The 19,152-nt window shown below is 59.6% G+C and carries 17 protein-coding genes, 1 tRNA gene and 1 pseudogene; 10 read left to right on the forward strand and 9 right to left on the reverse strand.

Annotation, left to right across the window (positions count from 1 at the left end):
* Positions 1 to 2: 2 nt before the first annotated feature.
* The 5 genes from AC1RQ5_RS20350 to AC1RQ5_RS20370 all read right to left on the reverse strand — a co-directional run bounded on the left by AC1RQ5_RS20350 (position 3) and on the right by AC1RQ5_RS20370 (position 5,960).
* Entirely contained in the window at positions 3 to 620 is a 618-nt protein-coding gene (locus AC1RQ5_RS20350; protein ID WP_493201309.1) for an Isoquinoline 1-oxidoreductase subunit, read from the reverse strand.
* Positions 617 to 1,147 carry a (2Fe-2S)-binding protein gene (locus AC1RQ5_RS20355; RefSeq protein WP_493201311.1) on the reverse strand — a complete coding sequence of 177 codons (531 nt, stop codon included), beginning with the start codon at positions 1,145 to 1,147 and terminating at the stop codon, positions 617 to 619. Before AC1RQ5_RS20355 ends, AC1RQ5_RS20350 begins: the two co-directional genes overlap by 4 nt.
* Positions 1,144 to 3,918, reverse strand: coding sequence for a xanthine dehydrogenase family protein molybdopterin-binding subunit (locus tag AC1RQ5_RS20360; RefSeq protein ID WP_493201313.1), 2,775 nt, complete (start codon positions 3,916 to 3,918; stop codon positions 1,144 to 1,146). The genes AC1RQ5_RS20355 and AC1RQ5_RS20360 overlap by 4 nt, the downstream gene beginning before the upstream one ends.
* 39 nt (positions 3,919 to 3,957) lie before the next feature.
* Entirely contained in the window at positions 3,958 to 5,046 is a 1,089-nt protein-coding gene (locus tag AC1RQ5_RS20365; protein ID WP_493201315.1) for a hypothetical protein, read from the reverse strand.
* A 524-nt stretch (positions 5,047 to 5,570) separates the two neighbouring features.
* On the reverse strand, positions 5,571 to 5,960 hold the full coding sequence (locus tag AC1RQ5_RS20370; RefSeq protein WP_493201317.1) for a hypothetical protein: 390 nt from the start codon (positions 5,958 to 5,960) through the stop codon (positions 5,571 to 5,573).
* Between the two features lie 180 nt (positions 5,961 to 6,140).
* On the opposite strand from AC1RQ5_RS20370, the gene AC1RQ5_RS20375 reads away from it, so the two are divergent.
* The gene (locus AC1RQ5_RS20375; RefSeq protein WP_493201318.1) at positions 6,141 to 6,392 is read left to right on the forward strand and encodes a hypothetical protein; all 252 of its coding nucleotides are present in this window, start codon (positions 6,141 to 6,143) and stop codon (positions 6,390 to 6,392) included.
* 1,009 nt (positions 6,393 to 7,401) lie between these two features.
* Positions 7,402 to 8,553, forward strand: coding sequence for an acyl-CoA dehydrogenase family protein (locus tag AC1RQ5_RS20380; RefSeq protein ID WP_493201320.1), 1,152 nt, complete (start codon positions 7,402 to 7,404; stop codon positions 8,551 to 8,553).
* 245 nt (positions 8,554 to 8,798) lie between these two features.
* On the opposite strand, the gene AC1RQ5_RS20385 is transcribed toward AC1RQ5_RS20380, so the two are convergent.
* Positions 8,799 to 10,490 carry a methyl-accepting chemotaxis protein gene (locus AC1RQ5_RS20385; protein ID WP_493203501.1) on the reverse strand — a complete coding sequence of 564 codons (1,692 nt, stop codon included), beginning with the start codon at positions 10,488 to 10,490 and terminating at the stop codon, positions 8,799 to 8,801.
* Positions 10,491 to 11,024: 534 nt separating this feature from the next.
* Between AC1RQ5_RS20385 and AC1RQ5_RS20390 the strand changes: the two genes are divergently transcribed.
* The gene (locus AC1RQ5_RS20390; protein ID WP_493201321.1) at positions 11,025 to 11,291 is read left to right on the forward strand and encodes a hypothetical protein; all 267 of its coding nucleotides are present in this window, start codon (positions 11,025 to 11,027) and stop codon (positions 11,289 to 11,291) included.
* Between the two features lie 66 nt (positions 11,292 to 11,357).
* Here the strand turns inward: AC1RQ5_RS20390 and AC1RQ5_RS20395 are convergent, their stop codons facing one another.
* Positions 11,358 to 11,798 carry a hypothetical protein gene (locus tag AC1RQ5_RS20395; protein ID WP_493201322.1) on the reverse strand — a complete coding sequence of 147 codons (441 nt, stop codon included), beginning with the start codon at positions 11,796 to 11,798 and terminating at the stop codon, positions 11,358 to 11,360.
* A gap of 52 nt (positions 11,799 to 11,850) precedes the next feature.
* Here AC1RQ5_RS20395 and AC1RQ5_RS20400 point away from each other — a divergent pair, with 52 nt between their 5' ends.
* From AC1RQ5_RS20400 to AC1RQ5_RS20410, 3 genes and pseudogenes are all read left to right on the forward strand, one after another.
* A complete protein-coding gene (locus AC1RQ5_RS20400; protein ID WP_493201324.1) occupies positions 11,851 to 12,075 on the forward strand; it encodes a hypothetical protein in 225 nt (74 codons plus the stop codon).
* A 114-nt stretch (positions 12,076 to 12,189) separates the two neighbouring features.
* Positions 12,190 to 12,277 (forward strand) — tRNA-Ser (locus tag AC1RQ5_RS20405).
* Positions 12,248 to 12,645, forward strand: a pseudogene (locus AC1RQ5_RS20410) (rhodanese-like domain-containing protein); the annotation flags it as partial. The gene AC1RQ5_RS20405 and the pseudogene AC1RQ5_RS20410, both read left to right, overlap by 30 nt.
* A gap of 13 nt (positions 12,646 to 12,658) precedes the next feature.
* Here AC1RQ5_RS20410 and AC1RQ5_RS20415 read toward each other — a convergent pair.
* Positions 12,659 to 13,807 (reverse strand): alpha/beta hydrolase family protein, encoded by a 1,149-nt coding sequence (locus tag AC1RQ5_RS20415; RefSeq protein ID WP_493201326.1) that lies wholly within the window; start codon positions 13,805 to 13,807, stop codon positions 12,659 to 12,661.
* On the opposite strand from AC1RQ5_RS20415, the gene AC1RQ5_RS20420 reads away from it, so the two are divergent.
* The 4 genes from AC1RQ5_RS20420 to AC1RQ5_RS20435 all read left to right on the forward strand — a co-directional run bounded on the left by AC1RQ5_RS20420 (position 13,790) and on the right by AC1RQ5_RS20435 (position 17,537).
* Positions 13,790 to 14,584, forward strand: a complete 795-nt coding sequence (locus AC1RQ5_RS20420) for a LytTR family DNA-binding domain-containing protein (RefSeq protein ID WP_493201328.1) — start codon at positions 13,790 to 13,792, stop codon at positions 14,582 to 14,584. The two genes, AC1RQ5_RS20415 and AC1RQ5_RS20420, sit on opposite strands and share 18 nt — an antisense overlap.
* 529 nt (positions 14,585 to 15,113) lie before the next feature.
* Positions 15,114 to 15,767 (forward strand): outer membrane protein, encoded by a 654-nt coding sequence (locus AC1RQ5_RS20425; RefSeq protein WP_493198534.1) that lies wholly within the window; start codon positions 15,114 to 15,116, stop codon positions 15,765 to 15,767.
* 773 nt (positions 15,768 to 16,540) lie between these two features.
* Positions 16,541 to 16,753, forward strand: a complete 213-nt coding sequence (locus tag AC1RQ5_RS20430; RefSeq protein ID WP_493201330.1) for a hypothetical protein — start codon at positions 16,541 to 16,543, stop codon at positions 16,751 to 16,753.
* A gap of 601 nt (positions 16,754 to 17,354) precedes the next feature.
* Positions 17,355 to 17,537, forward strand: a complete 183-nt coding sequence (locus tag AC1RQ5_RS20435) for a hypothetical protein (RefSeq protein WP_493201332.1) — start codon at positions 17,355 to 17,357, stop codon at positions 17,535 to 17,537.
* An 18-nt stretch (positions 17,538 to 17,555) separates the two neighbouring features.
* Here the strand turns inward: AC1RQ5_RS20435 and AC1RQ5_RS20440 are convergent, their stop codons facing one another.
* Entirely contained in the window at positions 17,556 to 19,151 is a 1,596-nt protein-coding gene (locus AC1RQ5_RS20440; RefSeq protein ID WP_493201334.1) for a hypothetical protein, read from the reverse strand.
* Between the last annotated feature and the right edge of the window lies 1 nt (position 19,152).

Below are 19,152 nucleotides of genomic sequence, written 5' to 3' on the forward strand. Positions count from 1 at the left end.
CTTTATTTGACCGGGCAAGCCGCGCCGCTTTTCGCCCACGCCTCGACCAGAGCTCCCGCGACAGCCTGCGTCCCCGGTGCCGGTTCGCGTCCGTAGCCGGGCGCCCAGGCCCAGCCGACCAGCGTATCCTTGCCGATATGGTCGATCAGATCCTCGACCTTGCGGCCGCCGTTGCGGGCGGGATCCTTGATCTGCGCACAGATCTCCGCGACCGTTTTGCCTTCCCACGCCATCTCGATCGGCGCGAGATGCCATTCGTGGTGACCAGGAATGCGGCCCGGCTCGAAATTGGCATTGCCGTGACATGAGTTGCAGCGCATCGCTGCGGTGCCATGGCCATCCGGACCACGCATCACCGGCGGCTGATGCAGGCGCTTCACGTCCCCTTGGCGGGGCACGTCACCAGCGGGATGGCAGTTCGTGCAGCGCGGATGCGTCAGCACTTTGCCGAGTTCGCTGAAGATCGCAGCAGAGCGCGCTTGGGTGTCAGCGATGCCGTTAAAACTCTCGGGCGTGGCGAGGCCTCTCGCTCCGCCCTGCCCGGCGGCATAGGCCGTGAGCATGCTCATGCCGAGTGTGCCAACTACGACCAGGGCTTTGACGCGCATCTCCGACGTCATCCGCGCGACTCCTGCGTGAGGTAGCGCTGAGGCTCACCGAGGATCACGTCGCGGACCGCCTCGTGATATTTGACATAGCCGGTGCAGCGGCAGAGATGCCCGTCCAGCGCTTCGGCAATCAGCTCTTCGAGGCCGACGCGCGGCACCGGTGTTTTCTCCAGACGTTCGAGAAACACCTGCCCTTCATTGAGGAAGCCGGCAGTGCAATAGCCGCATTGAAACGCAAAATGCGTGATCAAGGCTTTTTGCAGCGGCGACAATTCGCCGTTCTTGGCATGGCCCTCGACGGTGCGAATGGTCTTGCCGTGAAAGCTTGCAGCGGGGAGCACGCAGGTCGGGCTGGTGCGACTGCTGCCATCGGGCTCGTCGATGATGACCGCACAGCTGAGGCACTGCGCGGCACCGCAGCCGAATTTGGTGCCGGTCATCCCGAGATATTCGCGCAAAAAGTCGTTCATCGAGAGATCGTCACGCACCTCCGTGGGCGCATGGACCTGTCCGTTGATGGTGATGCCCAGTGTCGTCACGCGAGCGCTCCCTTGAGCATGGCCTGTGTCACAGGCAGCGCCGAGAAGCGCTTGCCGGTGGCGTCATGAATGGCGTTGAGCAGAGCCGGCACGATGGGGATCATCACCACTTCGGCCATCCCCTTCGGCAATTCGTCCGGTGTCTGCGGCGGCATCATCTCGATCTCCATGTCGCGCAACGGCAGGTCCGATCCGCGCGCCACCAGATAGTCGCCGAGATTCCATTTGCCGTTGCCGGGGCCGCCTTCGAACGGCGGCAGCGTCTCCAGCAGCGCGTAGCCGACACCCATGGCAAAACCGCCCTGCGCCTGGCCGAGCACGACCTCCGGCACCAGCGCCTGCCCGCATTCGAACACGCTATAGGCTTTGGCGATGCGCAGCGCGCCGGTCGCTTTCTCGATCTCCACCCGCACGGTCGTGCCGCACATCGATGTATAGGCGGTACCCATGCGATTGTTATCGGTGGGTGGAAAGAACACGCTGGATCGGACGATGCGCGTGAACTTGCCGCTGCCACGACGGACCGCGAGCCCGTCGATCTCCGCGCGATACTGCTCGCCATCGATGGGAAAACGCGCGCGCGACCATGACCAGCGCGAGAAACCATGCGCAACCGCGCCGGTGATGAGATTGCGCGCATGCGCCGTGGCTGCGAGCGTTGTTAGCGGCAGTGACGGCAGGCCGGCCAATGTCAGCAGGCCGTCTTTCCACACCGCTTTATTCAAGTCCTTGGCACGCGGATCGCGGCGATCGATCTTCCACAGCGCCAGCGCTGCGGGCCATAGGCCGAAGCGGAAGATCACGCGCGCTGCCTCGGCCGATGCATGGGTGCCGACATGGGCGCCGATCGACGCCGACGTCGCCGAGCTGATCGCAGGTACCCAGCGCGTATCCTTCTCAGCCTTGTCCTGGGTCTTCTGGTCCATCGTGTAGCAGTCGCCGGAGGTCACCAGCTCCAGCGCATCGAACACGCCGACCTGGGACACCGCGACTTCATCGGCGATGCCGCCGAGATGTCGCGCCACACGATTGGCGAGCGCCGTGCCGATACCGTTGCCCATCTCGACGTGATCGCAATAGATCGCGATCCGGCCATCCGGGCTGAGCTCGACGCGACCGTTCGAACAATCGCCGCCAGTGCCGTAATCCTTGGTCACGCAGGCAACCCCGGTGCCAACCAGCATGCCGCTCGCAGCGCGCGCCTTCTCCGCCTCGCGTTGTTGCCAGATCGGATGCTGTTCGAGCTTGTCGAGCACCTCGGTGGTGCGCACGGAGACGATATAGGGATTGCCGGTCATCGTGCGGCCGTCTTGCTTCAACGCATTGCGCCGCCGAAAATCGATGGGATCGAGCGGCAGCGCTGCCGCGGCCTCGTCGATCATCACTTCCAGCGCCGTCATCGTCTGCAGCGATCCATAACCGCGCATCGAGCCCGCCGTCACGCCACGCGTGTGCTGCGCCACCGTGGTGACGTCCACTTTCGGCACGTCATAGATTCCGATCGCCGCCGTCGCCGCGCAGGTGGCGACATTGGGCGAGAAATTCGCGAGCCCGCCGCCATCCAGAATGTGATCGGCCGCGAAAGCGGTGATCTTGCCGCTGGCACGATCCACCGACATGCGTGAGCGCATTTTGATAGCATGGCGTTTAATACCGCCCTGAAACTGCTGATAGCGATCATGCGCCAGCCGCACCGGACGGTCCGGAAAGAACATCGCCGCCAATGCGACATACAGCACGAAGGGCGTATGATCGCGGCCACCGAAACCGCCGCCGACATAAGCAAACTGCGCGTTGATCCTGGCCGGCTTGTACGGCGCCTTCGCCTCGCCGAACAGAAACGCGATCGAATCCGCGGCTTCATAGGGCGACTGCACACCGAGCACCAGTTCCAGCGCCTTGTCCTTGGCGCCGTACCAGCCGAGCCCGCATTCCGGCTCCAGAAACATCGGATCGACCGACTGCGTATCGAAGGTGCGATCCAGCACCAGTGCCGAATTTTCGCTGGCGGTGATCTCGGCGCGAATCTTGTCGCCGTGAATGGCGGCCTTCGCATAGACCGCCTCGTTCGTGTGGGCGAGCGACGACCACACCGGCAGGCTGGACGCCTGGACGCGGCCGGGCGTGACCCAGCCCGCGAGAACAGGCGAATACACGTCAGCAACATCAGGCGTGGCGCCCGCCACGCGGGTGAAGCGATAGGCCGCGTAATTCGGCATCTCGATCGGACCGGTTTCCTCGCCGAACCTGACGAAAGTGCCGTCGCGCAAGGCGATGCGTGCGCGGTCATAGGCGTCGAACTGCTCGAAGATCAGCAGTGCCACGGGCTGGCCGAGATAAAGCGGCGTCTTGCCGACGGGGCAGAACAGATCGCCCTCGTAAAAAGCAGGCACCCGCGTATTGATCTTCGCAAGATCGTCCGCGGTCACGATCACCGTGGGCTTCAGCGCGCCGCTGAGCCGCGCGAGATCCATGCCGAGATAAACATGAGTGGCATCAGGCGCGCGCACGAGAATGGCGTGCGAGGTCCTGGCCGGCCAGCCGGGCAGATCATTCGCCCGGAAATCCGACGCATAGAGTTTCGCGCCGGTGACCTTGGCCACGCCATCGACACGGCCGGCGCCACCGATGGCGGGATTGAACTTGCCCCGCCCCGGCAGTGTCTCGCGCGCAGGGAACGCCACCTGCTCCGCCGCCGCAAGGCGCGACAGGCTGAGCGTGATGCCGCCCGCCGACACCCACTTCATGAATTCGCGCCGCGAGGTCGTCATATCGTCACCCGTCAGACAGTGGCTTGCCGCAAGGCGACGTTATTTGAGATCGGCGATCGTCGCGGGTCCGGGGCCGGGCGTGACCAGCGTCGGCCACTGATGCGAACCGAATGGCACCACCGGCGGCAGGAACGGCGTCATGCCGCGCTTGCCGCTTTCCGCGATGATGGCGGCGCGGGCATCGCCCCCCATCAGCTCGTAATCCATCAAGTGATAATTGCCGAAGAACAGCGAACCCACCGAGCGATCCGCAATGATGCGCGTCAGCGATTCCAGCATGTCGGCTTGCGTCGTCGTGAACGACACGGTCTCGATCAGCAGCAGCCGGTCATTGATCGCCTCCGGCGGGAAGAACTGCGCGAGCACGCTGAACAGCACATTGTTCTGGCGTGCCACATAGATCGTGTTGCTCGCCGCATAGGTCTTGTCCCAATCGGCGCCGAGCATCGTCTTCCAGTCGCCAAGCACCGTCATCCAGTGATTGACCTGGGTCTGCGCGGCCCAGGCGACATTCTTGGCGAGATATGGCGCCTGCTTCTTGCCGAATGCTTCCATCGTCTCGAACGCGATCGCGCCCTTGGCAATGCACTCGTCCATGAAAGCGATATTGTTCTGCAGGACGGTGCGGTTGTTGTCGCGCCACTCGGCCGGCATCGGCGTGAGGTCGAGGCCATCCAGCGCCGACTGCATGCGGCTGCGATAGGCCTTCATCGCCCCCATCCACGACTTGTTGTCCGGATTGTTCACATAAGGGCCGACCACCTGCACCAGCGCCATGGTGCTGTGCCCGACCGACTTCAGCAGCTGATAGACCAGCGGCACCGACGGCGCATCGAGCGGCGGTTTGCCCGGCTGATACAAAGTGAACTTGCCGCCAGCACCCGAGAACAGGCCGAGGATCACCGGATGTTTGGCGAGAATGTTGGTGCGAAAGACTTTCGCGGCATCGCCGTAGAGCTCGAACATGCCGGTATTGAGCGCGAGCATGTCCTTGGTCGCGGTGTCGGCGGGCGATGAGGCGGTCAGCCCGGAGATCGGCGCCATGTAAGACGGCAATGTCTGGGTCCGGGCGGATCCGGCCCCGCCCAGCACAAGTGCCACAACAGTCAGAGCGATGTGGTAATTCATGCTGGCGGCTCCCCGATGACTGTTAGCGATTGCTGTTGCTATCAGTAGCGACGCAGCAGTTAACAATCTGCATTCGAGGGGAGACGCATTCTGCACCTCAGGTGGTGTTCATGTCTGCACATTTGCAGGCAATTCGTCGCAGGACGAATGACGCCATCGGATCGACGAAGCTGCATCGCCACGCGCAAGCGACATCGCCCCGAATGACGCTACACGTCATCATTGCTGCCGAATGAGGAGAGCCCGCGATAGGTTTGAAGCGATTGTCGAGTCTTCCCCTGATGCAATCAGCCCGCGAAGATGACGCGTCGATTCACCATGGTCACGGCGAGTGATCGCAGAATGCAGTTGCATCCGCGGTTGAGCAAATGATGATCGGCCGACGCCACGAATGATCTGAAGATCGGGAATGGTGGGGGAGGCAGGACTCGAACCTGCGAAGCCATAAGGCGGCTGATTTACAGTCTCATTCTGCATGTTGAAAACATTGGCGTCCGTAATGAATTGGCAGCAGTCTCAGTCTTTCACCCCCTCCTCTTGAACGGAAGCACCTCAGCCGATCCGGGCCGCTGCGGGCGCCGGGTGGCGGGTCTGGGAGGCTCATCGGGATAGAACCGCTTCCACCTGCAGTCTTCAAAGCCATAGATCACGTTCCACCACCGCTCAGTCAGGGTTGCGGCTTCCCAAGGGACAGGGTCTGCTTCAGAACCGTCGACATGCTCGGATCGCTCAACCGGCACGGAAACAGCCGGGCTCTCCCACATGATGCCACCGGGAAAGCGCATGCGGGTATATTCGCAAGCGCCCGGATCAGTGCACTCGTCGATGATGATGATGAGTTCTAGGATAGTTTCGACCGAATAGATCCCGACCAGATCGTGGGTATCGATAATCCGAACGAGGTAGGCTGGCATCAGTCTCACCGGCCCCGGCAAGATGTCCCGATTTGTTTATATCGTATTGTGATGTAGAGTAAAAGCGCCTTGAGTCACCGCAGATTACCTAGCTCGCACGTTTGATTTATTCGACGCGCGCCTCCGTTCGGACGGCACGATCGACTGGATGGATGAATAGTGCCTCGCTCGATGAATAGGATGGCGATGGTCGCACGGAAGAAGACAGCGCGCCAAAAACATATCGAGGCGATCCTCGCCAGCGACCGCACTCTCTGGCGCCTGTTTGAACCGTGGTTCACGGGACTGGTGAACCTTATCGTCGCGGCCTGGGCAGTAATATTTATTATCGCTTTAGCGAACGGCGCCGGTGAGGGAATCATGCTCAGCGCGATAGCTGCGGTGCCCTTGGCCGGCGCGTGGCTATTCGTCCGTTACGTGCTTCCTCGCTGACGAATGATGAGTGCGCAGAGGCTAGGCTGTGACAAATTGCAGCGTTCCAAGCAATGAGCATTTGTCGACAATAAAGCCTCGCTGACTTGGCTTCCCCCACTCAAGCCTTGGAGCGCGCGGGGTCGCCAATTTCTCAGACGGCGACGCTTTTCATGCTCTTTCATTTCCACAGCTCGTTCTGAACTTTATCCCGTCGAGCACGTTGGTCTACACCACCGCATACTTCTGGCTTCGAACGGTGTTGCGGGCCAAAACGCTCTCGCCTTAAACAAGGCGGTAGAGCATGTGTGTACATTGCGTTTCTCACGATCAGCAGATCAAGCAGTTTCAACGGGCATTAGCGCAGCCGTTGGATACTCTGACGAGACAACGCATTACGGCGGCCTTGCAAGATATCAAAGCTTCCAAGCCAGCATGCATGGATGATGAATCCACCGAACCCAAAATTGTCGATTTTCAGTTGCGTAGGATCAGTGCAGCACTAGACGCCCTTTCCCGCCCTGAGTTGGAAGCCCTGGTACGAGAGATTGAGAGCGAAGTCACTAATGACCACGTAATCGGTACGTCGAGCGGCACGAATGCGACGGACGAATGACAAAAACTCCCATCGTTAGGCCGTGGAGCGAAGACGACTTAGTTTGATTGCGCGAACTGATTAAGCAAGGCGCTACACTGCTACGAGCGAGCGCGGCCCTGCGTCGAAATGGTCCGTCCGTTCGTAAGAAAGCTCATGCGCTTGGATTATCGTTTAAAGGTGTGCGAGCGGTGCGCGCGAGCTTGCGCAAGTCTGGCGCTATCGCACCCGGCCGCAAACGCTGAAATTCACGAATGATCTCCGCTGACCTTCCCTCCTCCCGACACTATGGCGGATTGCGCATTGCGAAAGCGCATGCATCTCGGTCCGATCTGTATTACGGGTTGCCTCGCGCATCGCGCTTGCAATGCATCCTAAAATGAAAACAATAGATTTCCACTGGCTATACGTTCGCCTTCAAAGGGATCATGCGCCATGGCAACCGACGGGCAAGCGACAGATTTTGTCCAGTCCTTGCGGCAGATCAATTCGTTAGTCGAAGAGTATCGCGCCACGTTCGATCGGAATCGCCGAATACCCGAGGAACTCTTTCAAGCCATCGCCGATCGGGGCTTGTTCAGGCTGTGGCTTCCGAAAACTCTGGGTGGCCCCGAGCTATTGCCGATAGAGTTTATGCATGTCGTGGAAGCGGCAGCAGCGATTGACGGAGCTCTCGGCTGGCTGGTTGGAAACGGCGGCGCCATGAGCCGCGCCGGCGGCTATCTTCCAATTGCCGTTGGAGAAACGCTGTTTAGCGATCCTCGCGCCTTCATTGTGAGCGCAACAGGAGCCGTTGGCTCGGCTACAGTAGTGCCGGGAGGGCTTCGCGTCTCTGGACGCTGGCCATTTGGCAGCGGTGCACCACATGGCACACACTTTATGGGGCTAGCCACAATCGGCGGTGACACTTCTCCGGACCAACCACGAATTTGCTGCTACTTTACGCGCGAGCAGGTGTCTGTACACGACACCTGGCACGCAACGGGCCTAAGAGGCACTGGCAGTCATGACTGGGAAGTCCAGGATGCTTTCGTCCCTAGGGACCACTCGCATCCATTCACCAACTTTAGTCCGACCTCACCAGGGGTCATTTATTCTCTTCCCCCGGTTTCGGCGTTTGCTTGGAGCGTCGCCGTTGTCCCGCTTGGCATCGCTCGTGGCGCGATAGACAGTTTCGTAGCACTAGCTTCGGGCAAGGGTCGATTAGGGTCCATCGGATTGATGCGAGACCGAGAAATCGTGCAAGCGATGGTCGGCCGAGCCGAGACAATGCATGGAGCTGCTCGAGCTTTCCTCATGACAACGATGTCCGAATTAATAGATTCACTGGACCTAGGCGAAAACCAGCTCAACAAGAGCCGCCTTAGAATGCGTATGGCTGCAGCCCACGCCGCCGAGACTTCGCTGCGCATTCTTGAAATGCTGACTGCTGAGGCGGGCGCCGCAGCTATCTTCGAAAGCAGTCTGCTCGAACGCGCCTACCGAGACGTTCAAGCTGCCACTAAACATATCGCCATGAGTCCAAGTATGTATGTAACGGGAGGCCGGGTCATACTCGGCCTAGCTGCAGGGTCAACTCGCTTCTAATGCGATCGTGACCAACGCACGCGGAACGTCCGGCTTCGCTCACGAATAACAAGTGCGCAGAGGCCAGGCTGTGACAAATTGCAGCGTTCCAAGCCACGCGCATTTGTCGACAATGAAGCTTCGCTGACTCGGCTTCCCCACTCAAGCCTTGGCGCGCGCGGGGTCGCCAATTTCTCAGACGGCGACCCCGCCTTGGCATTTACCAAGGCGGAGACTCGGAGTTCTCCCTTCTGCGCCTCGTTAGTCTAAGCAGCTCTCACGTTCGAAAGAAAAAGGTCAACTTGCACTTTTAGCTTGTCGCTATCGCGTGACAGCGATCGAGCCGCAGAAAAGACCTGTGTGGAAGCTGAGCCAGTCTCAGTCGCACCGCGTTGCACGTCAGTGATGTTCGCAGATACTTCCATCGTCCCTTGCGCAGCCTGCTGAACATTGCGCGAGATTTCTTGCGTTGCTGCTCCCTGCTCCTCGACCGCCGAGGCAATAGTCGAAGCAATTTCAGACATGCGACCGATGGTGTTACCGATTTCTTTGATTGCACCTACCGAATCTTGAGTGGCGGCCTGAATGCCAGATATCTGGATGGAAATTTCCCCGGTTGCCTTTGCTGTCTGTTCTGCCAAGGCTTTTACTTCTGATGCGACAACGGCGAATCCCCGGCCTGCATCGCCAGCGCGCGCCGCTTCGATAGTTGCATTCAGAGCTAACAAATTCGTCTGGCCCGCAATCGTGTTGATTAACTCCACAACGTCACCGATACGGGATGCTGCAGACGCGAGTTCGCTAACACGTTCGTTTGTGCGTCGTGCCTGGTCCACTGCGTTGGCAGCGATCGTTGCTGACTCTTGCACTTGGCGGCTGATTTCATGAATGGACGACGCCATCTCCTCCGTCGCTGATGCAACCGATTGCACGTTTGTTGAAGCCTCCTCAGATGCGGCAGCAACTGCCGTTGTCAACTCTTGAGAACGCTCAGCAGTTGAGGTGAGCGTACCTGCGGAAGCTTCCAACTCTGTAGACGCAGACGAAACCGTTTGGACAATTTCCGTAATCATTGCTTCAAAGCTGCGGGTGATCTCGTCTACACGTCGACCGCGCTCAATCTTCGCTTCCGCCTCGACGCTGGCAGCTTCATCGGCAGCGCGCTTATCGATCAGGGCCTGTTTGAAAACTTGAAGGGCATCGCCCATTTGACCGATCTCGGTCTTTAAACCTTGAAAAGGAACAACGGCTGAAAGATCTCCCGATCCAAGAAGCTGCATCGGGCGCACAATTGACGCTATTCCGAAAGCGACATCTTTCACCAAATAGACGCCAATTGCAGCTCCGACAATGACCGCAGCTATTAGAACACCGACAATGATCCAAAATGCAGCCGTGTAGCTCTTTGCAGCCTCAAGTGTCGCCGACGCTGCCCCGTCATCATTGAGCTTAATGTCTCTAGCGAGAAGCTCGTCAGCTCTTACACCGACTTCGGAAGCTTGTGTGCTGTGAAACTCGTGCGCGTCGTTTGCCGACTTGCCTGCAGCGGCCCGCGAGAGCGCCATTACTTTGCCAGCGAGTTTCTTGTAGGATTCCCACGTAACAGCCCATTCGTTATAGATGGCGCGCTCTTCGGGCGAAGTAATTACCTTCTCGTATTGAACACGGATGGCATTATTGTTCGCGACAATCTGGTCCAGCCGCTTCTCGACTAACGCTTTTGCGTCGGCGGTCTCAGCCAGCATATGTTCGCGGAGATTATTGCGATAGTTTACGACACCTGCACGCAATTCGCCTAGCAGTCGGATGCTCGGGAGCCAATTCTGGGCAATATCGACGGTGTTGCCATTAATGGCTTGCATCTTTTGGATTGCCAGAAAGCCCATGCTTGCCATCGCAAACAAGAGAAACGTCAAAACTGCAGCAATTTTTGTTCGGATCGAAATGCTGGTTAGCACGATGCGTCCCTTCATGACGCCTGAGCTCAATCTGCTCGGCAAGACCGCTACGAAATGTCGCGTATTAGTATTTAAATATGCAATGAGCGGCTTAACTTGATGTAAACACTTTGAAATGACGGCCACCCGCACAAAGCAACCTTAAGTGATTGCAGCCCGAACGATTACAACCCTCCATTACCTCAAAAGCTATTTCCGGCATCAGTTAACGATGGCTGCAAGCCTTAGAACGACTACTCGCGTTCTTCTCCACTGTTCAAGATGGTCTCCGAGAGATACGCGGGCAGATTGCGGCTGTCACGATAGAGGGCGACGACGTCGTCGTCACAGACGCCGGTCACGCCGCGCTACGCTAAGCGTGGCGGTTGCGTCTTCGACACGCCCGAAGACTGTCGCCGTTTCCATAGCCCGCCCTTAGCAGCCTTCTGAGACTCGCGTATCGCGTCTGCACAGCACGGAATGCGTCGTCTTTGTCGCCGCCTTGTGCCAAAATACGGTATGCTGAGATGGTGGCCGGCTATCAAACAAGGCTTAATGATTACCCTGGGATTGGGCCTAATCGCTTATATGACCTGGTTCGGGTTGACACAGTTATTCCGCGTGCTTTCTACGGGTGAGGTACTGGCGCGCTACGGCGATAGAGCAAGCCGCGCCCCTTCATACTCCAAGCTCATCGGCTATGCCGATGCTCCTTTTGATTTTGTGAGCAACGTCGCGCTCGCCGTTGTGATGGCGGGCGGCGGGGTCTTCATCTGGACGAGGCTTATGGTCAAGATCCACCAGTGGTGGAACAAAGACTAGTGCCTTGCCACACATGCGACCCGCTCCGCGCTGCTGCATTCAGTTATGACCAATTCCGGTTCTTCTTTAGTGGGCTCCGGCGCGTCTGACCAAAAAACGCGGATGTCGGTAGATTAGCCGCAAAGCAGCAGCGAAGAAAGGCTTCCTCCAGCGTGTCCGACAAAGGGTCGTCGCGGGCGAGATCAGTTCGCGAAACTTGTAGCGTCGAGTAGCACCGCACTGAACAAAAATGCCGAGGCGATCCTGCGCCAAAGCACATTGCGAGAAAAGCTTGCAGACGCGATCGAGGCGTTCTCTGTCGACACCCGCGTGACGAATGATCGGGTGAACGCCTACCATTCCGACAGCAAAAATAAGCTGAAAGATATCGATCAAGTGGTCGGCTCTATGGCTGAAGCTGTGCGCGTCAACACCGGGATCCTCACCGAGGTTCGCAACCGCACCTGCAGATAATCCGTACTTTGCAGCGGAGGCGTTCATGAGAGCTTTCGCGAAGCTGCGCAGCATTCTGCGATCGATTGGCCGAAACGATTACAAAGAGGCTGCGACCGAAACTCTATTGCGCGATCCCGCGCGCCGACGGCGTCGTGACGTGTGGGAGAACATCGTTGCGGCATGCACGCCATGCAACTCGAAGAAGGATCGGCGCCGCATCAAGCCGCTGCGCGAGCCGCGCGTGCCGAGCACATTCGAGCTCTTCGCGGCACAGCGGCTTTTCCCGCCGAACTTCATGCAAGAGACTTGGATGGACTTCCTTTACTGGGACGTCGAGCTCGAGTCATAGCGCCGACCGCTCCGGCGGCCGGCGGCCACCACCACGTAGCTCAGCTGGATCCAACACCACCCTCCGAAGGTCGCGGATGCAGGTTCGACTTCTGTCGTGGTGGCCCGCAATCATGGAAAGTCCCGTCGGAATGGTCTGACAGCGGTCTTGAAAACCGTGGCTCGCGAAAGCGATGGGGGTTCAATTCCTCGGCTCTCTGCCATTTCGACTCGTGAAGCTCCCGAGCGCGCTAACCGCTGAGCATTTCGCCGCCGAATTCGTCTTCAAGACCGATTGCTGGGACGTCCACGACGCCCTCGAAAAGGCGCCGACTTCGTGCTGCTCGACGGCCGCGGCCCGGCGCTGTTCGCCCGCGGGCATCTGCCCGGCGCGATCAACCTGCTGCACGGCAAGATCGTGCGCCCGAAGATGAGCGAGTTGCCGGCCGGGACGATCTTCGTGACCTATTGCGCCGGCCCGCATTGCAACGGCGCCACCCGCGGTTCGCTGCGGCTCGCGGAGCTGGTCCTGCCGGTCAAGACCGTGGCCGGCGGGATCACCGGATGGGCAGATGAAGGTTTTGAGTTCGCAACATGGAAGTCGCTCATTGCCCCGCCCCGAATGCGTTGTCGAAGAACACGACCAGTTCGCCCGCCAACTGCGCCAAAAATGCGCCGCGGTCGAAACCCGCTGGATCCGCCGCCGCATCGCCATCGAGAGTCGAGATCGAACCGGCCGGCCGATCCATGAAAGCGAAATGCCAGGCATCGGCTACTGCGCTGAATCGCACGCCTGGCACGTTTTTCGCGATCCATTCGGCGTGAAATCGCGGCACCAGCCACCGATCCTTGGCTGCGGCGTAAATCCATGTCGGAATGTCGATCGTGGCCAGCGAGGATGCGGTGAAAACGACGCCCAAAGGCGCCATCGCAGCAATGGCGCGAATCCGCCTATCAGCAGTGGGAGGTATCAGCGACGTGGCCGGCAGAGGCTGATCGGCCCGGTTCATACTGCAGAAGAGCGGATCGTCCGCGCGCTCCGCGGCGCAATGCGCCCCGATGCGCGACAGGTCGGACTGGCCGCCGGCCAGTGCGACCACTGTAAAACCACCAGCGGAGTGCCCGAGGGCACCGATCCGCGGTCCCTTCGCGTCGGTTGCGATCCGGTCTTTCCAGGCGGCGTCGCCGAGCAGGGCATCGATCACTGCTGATGCCTGCCGCGGGCGCTCGGTGAAGAATGCGCCGGGCCCGCGCTGCCATACCGAGTGGTCCTGATAGTTGTCGCCGGGATGGCGAAGTGCGGCGACCAGATAACCGCTGCGGGCCAAGGCCTCCGCCAGACTGCTATGCCCGAGTTCGGACCCACCGGTCCCGTGGCTGAGAATGATCAGACCTTTGACACGCGTATCCGCCGGCGCGCCGATCGCCGCATTCACCGTGAACGGGCCCATGGACGTCTTGGTGGCCTGCACCTGCGTGGGATAAAACAGGGCGACCTTGATCGGCTCGGCATTCGATGCCGAAGCCGGCACGACATAGGGCCGCCACCCTGCTTCCGCGGCCGCAACGGGGCGCGATATCAGCAGGCATGACGTGACGATCATTCCGGTCAGACCGAGGCAAGAAGAAATCTGTAATCGCATGGGGACATCTCGCAAAATGGATATCGAGGCTGCTACAATGGCCCGAGGCAAAGGTGCTATCTCCGTTTCGCCAACGGCACGGGTTATTCGCCAATGACCATTTTCGGCCAACTCCAGCCCAATGCCGCCGCGGCGTGGCCGCGACGCCTGGTCATGTTTCTGCCTTTGGCGGTGGCCGCCGTGCTGGCGATCGTCGGCGCGTTCGGCTCCTACATCGTGATGGGGCTACCGCTTCGCCTGCTGCATTTCCTGGCGACTTCAGCTGCGATCGGCGTCACGGCAGTCAGCCTATCGGTCATGCTGCGTCGCTATGTGTTCGGCGGCGTGTTGCCGATCTGGACATCGTTTGCCGTCGCGGTGGTGCTGGCCCCTGCAGGCGGGCTGATGGTGCATCAATCGCTTGCCATGCTCGCGCCGCAAACCCTCAACCATGTGTCGTTTCTGGAACTGACGGGGCAAGTTCTGCTCGTCAATCTGGCGACGGCGGCCTTGCGATGGCTGCTGCTTCGCGAACTTCGGAGCGCAGAAAAACCCGCCGAGGAACTTGCACTCCAACGGGCGGATGATGCGGCAAGGGAATTCCGGGCCAAACTGCCGGTCGCGCAGCGTCAGGCCAAAATCCTGGCACTCAGCGCCGAAGACCACTATGTGCGTGTCCACACCGACCGTGGCCAGGCATTGATACTGATGAACCTGTCATGCGCGGTTGACGCGCTCGGTCCGGAGACCGGGCTGCGCATTCATCGCTCGCATTGGGTTGCGAGTGCCGTGGCACTTGAAACGGGCAGGATCGGACGCGGCGGCGTCCGGCTGGACGATGCGACGCAGTTTCCGATCAGCCGCGCCGGCCGCAAACTGCTCAAGGAATTTTACGCGCGATCGGCATGAGCTGTGGCTCGGGCCTGGCCCGCCTGCGGGGCCAAAGCCCTTCGGCGTGGAGAAGGCCCGCGGATCCATCTTTCTTCGTTATGAAAGGTGGGTAGCCGGGTCAAGCCCGGCCATGACAGCGCTTCAAGTGTCGCGACGGAGCCTCGATCAGCGCGTCGGGACCGGCTTCTCGCCGCGATAGTCGTAGAAGCCGCGCTGGGCTTTGCGGCCGAAGGTAGCAGGGTCTTGATGCTCAGCGCCGCCCAAAGCGGAGGTTCCCGATTGTTGTTATCGACACAATCTTCAGTGGAGAAGAAACGAAGAGCTCTCGCTGTCGATTCAACTGACTTTAGGGAGATAGATGGGCCCGTCGCTCTTGAGCAAGCTGCGATGCGCACAGCAGCCGACAGTCTGCGACAACTTTCAGCTTTGTTTCGAAAAATTGCATCGCAGATTTGCGCACGTGTTTGTACACATGTGTGGCAAAGCAGTGACACATTCGAGGCGAGAATGTTTCTAAAGTCGTCCGGTGATTCAAACGGAGACTATAATGAAAAAGTACCTTCTCGCTTCGGCCGCTGTCGCGGTTTTGAGCGCTTCTTCGGCTTTCGCTGCTGACATGGCCGCTCGCCCCTACACCAAAGCTCCGATGGCCGCTCCTGCCGCTGTTTATGACTGGACCGGCTTCTACATCGGCGGTCACGTCGGCGGCGCCTTCCGCGGCAATTCCGACAATCTGGTTGGCGGCGGCAATGACGGTCGCTTCATGGGCGGCGGTCAAATCGGCTGGGATACCCAGTTCGGCGGCAATTGGGTTTTCGGTCTGGAAGCCAATTATAGCTTCCTCGATACCAGCAGCAGCTTTGCCAACCGTGGTCTAGGTTCGGTGACCGGCCGTCTTGGTTCGGCATGGGGCCCGACCCTGCTTTACGTGAAGGGTGGTTACGCCTGGGCTGACTCGCGCTTCACCAATGGTTTCACCGGCGACGCAGGTCGCAATGGCTACACCGTGGGCGGCGGTATCGAATACCTGTTTAACCGCAACTGGTCGGGCAAGATCGAATATCAGTACTATGATTTCGGCACGACCACCTTCCTGACGCCCACCTTCGCAGTTGGTGGCTTCCGGAACGACGAGCACACCGTCAAAGCCGGTCTGAACTATCGCTTCAACTGGGGCAACTTCGGCGCCGGCGCGTTCTAAGCTCGACCAGCTTATTTCCACAACAACTTAAGCCCGGCTTCGCGCCGGGCTTTTTCTTAAAATGATGCGAGATGGACGACCACACTCACGAACTCATGACGCTGATCATCTTTCTTGTCCTGGCCGCTGCAATGATTTCTGCGGCCAAACACGAAAGGCCTCCTCCGCGCTGGTAAACGAAGTCGAGCGAGCCCTCGGGCCTCAATATTGCAATTTCGAGGCAGGTGCGCAAAATTTGCGACGACAGATACCTTTTTTCGCCATGCCAAAAACCTGCACACCACCCTGCTCTAAGTGCCAAGCCCCAACCGCCTGGATTCGCTCGATGCCGGAGAAGCCGGACTTCGTTGTGCACGCATACGAGTGCCCACGATGTGGCTATATCCAAACGGTTGTTGAGCGGGATCCGCTGAAGCAGGCCGAAGGCCGGGTCAACGGCGACCTCCGTCCACCCACCCGCTGAAATGCCGCGCCGACCCCTCATCCGACAGTGGACTGAAGACGAGATTGTAAAATTAAAGCGTCTACTGGATAGCAACGCGACGCTATCTCGCGCGGCGGCGGCTCTGAATAGAAACAGCAGTTCGGTGCAAAAGAAGGCTCGTGAGCTCGGTCTTAAGTTTCCGGGCGTGCGAGCCGTCCGAGCAAACCTGCGGGAGTCGGGCGCCCTGGAGCTTGGACCGAAGCGCTCCTAAGCAATATGCGCGCCCTGGGAACCGACGTCTCGCGCCGGAATTATGCTTCGAAACAACGCCTTAGCGAGCGGAGGATAGATGGCACGCAATTCCAATAAACTATGGACTGACGAAGACGATGCAAAGCTGCGCGCCCTCGCCGCTCGACGCGTGTCGCTGATGAAAGCCACAGCCGCGATGCGCCGATCGCAATTCGCGGTGAAAAGACGCTCAATGGAGTTGGGCTTGACCTTCCTCAGCCCTATGCAGGAGCGAGATCGACTTCGCGAGGCCGGCGCACTAAGCGCTTAGACTGCATCGACCTTGAGCAGCTTACCGGAACATACCTAAGGCAAAGCGATTGAAACGCCACGTCGGGCCGGTTGCCCCCAGCGCCGTTCCCGGCCAGGCTCGACGATCCGCTCCCCAGCCCCAGGTCGTCGAGCCGCACAGGATCTCATGGTCGAAACAGCCAATGACAAGCGCAGCGCTCTCGCCAACCTTTTGACCTGCCCGACGTGCCGGACGGATCTGACCTTGGTGTCAGTTCGGCCAGACGAGCATAAACACCTTGCCCTTTATCGCTGCCGCACCTGCCATGAAGTTGAAACGGTGCTCTTAAGCTCGCCGCCGCGGGCCTAGGTTCGCACCTAGGCTGATCGCTTAGGGTCGCTCTATCAGCTCTACAACGGCACGGCCGCGAAGCTCGTAGTCGGTAGAGACGCCACACGGCGCGCAGCGAAATGACCTGATTTCTACCCCATGCCGGCCTGGCTGCATGCCGACGAACTCACGGCGCGCACCGCACTTGGGACATGCTACAAGGCTGTTCGTAGGCATCCATCACCCATGAATCTGGCAATAGAAACATCTCTCAACCTGTAAGGTAGTCGCATCACCCAAATGGGTGAAGGTGACGGGCAGCACCGTGAAGCCTGCTCGCGGCAGCGGCGTGGCGACCGATCTGGAAGACGGCAAAGCCGGCTTCAAGACGGCCTGGGCGGAGCTGCGTGCCCGGCTGACCGACGAGGAAATCGAGCTATTCCGTCGGCAAGAGACCGCCACGGAAGAGCGGATCAAAGGCTTCCGCGCTTAGGGCGCAGGAGCGCGGGAGTTAGATCGTAGACGGCCTAGCATTCTTCCAGCCGATCACGTCTTGCGCCGCCAGCATGTGGCCCATGGGACCGAAATGCACTGCGCCCGTCGAACTCGGAAGGGCCGCCTTGACTGGGGTGCCGACCGCGTAAGTGGTGCCGTTACCCGCTTCCACGGTGACCGTGAAAGGCCCGGCTCCAGTCACTGACAGTACCTTTGCAAAGAGGCGATTGGCGTTCGTCGGGTTGGCGACGATCTCTTCACCTACCGTAGGCGCTGCATCCATCAAAAGGGTGGTTGCACTTCCGCCGTTGTACTGGCTTGTGAGCACCGCCGAGAAGCTGCGCACGGCCCATTTATCGCGATTGGTGGTGAGATCGTATGACAGCCTCGGCCAGTAGGAGAAGCTATCGTCGATGTAGCCATTGGCGCGCAGATAGGTTGACGGGTTGGCGACACCGTCAATGCCGATATCAGCATTGAACAGCCAGCGGCAAGCGTTTGGGTGCGTCGAAAAGTCTGCGAACCATTGATTGGCCTCGCTGCTGAAATTCTGGCTAGCAAGCGACCCAAAGCCGTTGGTGGTGTCTTGCGCACGCGGCGGCAGCTCCACCTGAGTGATGGGCTTGTTAGGCCACGTCGCACGGAGCAGTGAGTAGTAGGTCGTCGCCTTCGGTCGAAAGATAGTCAGATAGTCACTCAATGCAACGTCGTTCTGTCCGAGGCCTGTAATGATGTGGGTAAACGGAACGTTGGGGCATTTCTGCGTGATGCTTCGCATTCGCCGTGGCCAGCCACTCGCAAGCTGCATCACGCCCATGCTGTCGCCGGAGTTGCTAATGTTCATAAAGGGATGGCGCAAACTGGCCGTGTTATCGTCAAGACCCCGCGCGATGTAGCCGTAGGTGCCGCGCGAATTGGCCAAGAGCGCGCTGTCGTCGGAGCCCCATCCGATGCTATCCATGATCACGCAATAAACCTTGCGCTTCTCCACGACACCATCCCAGCCCTCGGCTACCGCATATGTCGGACCAAAATGCGATCCGTTGGCGATGCCGCTGTTGTTTGTGACTGTCGCGCCGTTGGTGAGCTTCGCCAACATCGCAGTAGCGCCGGCCGCATTGGTGCCTTCTTGTGCTTCGCCATTCTGTGTCATCAAGCGGAGGCCGCCGAGGAAGCGCTGCCCCGCATTGACATGCATCACGATGCGCATCTCAAGCACCGAATTCGGCGGGATATCTCCCGTGTCGAGTCCCGGCGAAAGCCACCCGCAATCGTCAACCGCAGGATCAATTGTTGCGCCGGGGGCGTAATAATAGTAGCCGCCAACTTTCAGGCTGTAACCGTCGATCACATACGCATTCGAGGCGGCGCTCTCGACGCCGCTCAGATCGCGGAATGCGGGAAAGAAGAAGCGATACTTCCGTGTGACATAGTCGGGAGTACCGAAAAACAGGCTGACAAGCTGATATTCTCGGCCCGCCGGTGCGAGCGGGTTATCCCACAGCCCGATGAAGCGCGTTGCCGCAGCCATGACCGGCGGGCCGGCGGGCTGCGGCGCTCCTGCAAGAGAAGGGCGGAGGAGCGCCCGCTTGGTGCCAACTAATGCGCCCATG

This window comes from Tardiphaga sp. GW821-FHT12E02 (assembly GCF_058807155.1).